At 64.6% G+C, this 1,159-nt stretch carries 2 protein-coding genes; one reads left to right on the forward strand and one right to left on the reverse strand.

The genetic code is table 11. From position 1 onward, the window contains the following. Positions 1 to 87: 87 nt before the first annotated feature. Complete coding sequence (locus A2I95_RS40525) at positions 88 to 720, reverse strand: thiamine phosphate synthase (RefSeq protein WP_291737962.1); 633 nt, start codon at positions 718 to 720, stop codon at positions 88 to 90. A 166-nt stretch (positions 721 to 886) separates the two neighbouring features. Here A2I95_RS40525 and A2I95_RS40530 point away from each other — a divergent pair. Continuing rightward, a partial coding sequence (locus A2I95_RS40530) for an RNA methyltransferase (protein WP_291737963.1) occupies positions 887 to 1,159 on the forward strand: 273 nt, incomplete at its 3' end.

The raw sequence follows: 1,159 nt of genomic DNA on the forward strand, positions 1-1,159 counted from the left end.
GTGGCAATCCCGGCTTCGGTCACAATCGCACTGATAGGGGGGTATTGGTTTGTGGAGCGGGTGTTTCTGTAACCTACCGCTGATGGGTCAGCCCATCGCTCGCATCAGAGTTTTAATCTGGGCAAGCGGATCCTCAGCGTGCCAGATTTCATCGCCAATGCCAAAGAAGTCCGTGTAAGGCGCGATGCCGCGCACCAGATCCTCGGTCAGGCCGCCTTCGGCCACCACCGGCACTTCGATCATCTGGGACCACCACTGGAACAGGTCAACCTCTGCTTGTGCGCCGTCGCCCAGACCGGAGGTGCCCACAGGGCCAAAGCTCACGTAGTCCACACCCGCTTCACCTGCCACCATACCGTCATGCTGCGACGCGCCGCAGAAACAGCCGACAATCGCATCCGGCCCCAGTGCTTTGCGCGCGGTGCGGACCGATTTTGAGGCGTCAGTCAGATGCACGCCGTCCAGTCCCAGCCGTTCCGCCAGGATCTGGTGGTCGGAAATCACCAGCGCCACGTCGCGCTCCATCGTGACCTCACGCAGCGCATCACCCGCACGGCTCAGCGTGTCCTCATCGCGGCTGGCCAGATCCAGGCGCACACAGGCGACCTCGACCGCGTCCAGTACCCGCGCCAACTGACCGGGGAACTTGCCCAGCTCGAAACTCGGCGGGGAGATCAGGTAGATCTGCGGCTGCTCCGGTGCTTCAGCAGGGCTTCCCATGATGGTGCTCCATTGTTCAGGCGATTGGACGGTGTTTAGCCGATTTACCGCGGGACGCAAGGATTTGCGGCTGTGAAACCCCGGTAAATGCCGTCCAAGCCCGTGCCGGACCTTGCCCCGCAGCCGCGCGGGCAGTACAGCAGTGCCGATTTTGCCGGAGAACACGATGCCCACCGATACGCCCCAGCCCGCCTTTGTCCTTGTCCGCCCGCAGATGGGCGAGAATATCGGCGCCGCGGCGCGGGCAATGTGGAACTTCGGCCTTGACCGGATGCGCATCGTCGCACCGCGCGACGGCTGGCCGAACCCCAAGGCGGTGGCAATGTCGTCGGGCGCGGGCCGCCTGCTGGACGAGGCGCAGCTGTGCGCCGATGTGCCGGAGGCGCTGGGCGACTGCACCTATGTGTTCGCCACCACCGCCCGCCAGCGCGGGTTGACC

It is taken from the genome of Leisingera sp. F5 (assembly GCF_001593695.1).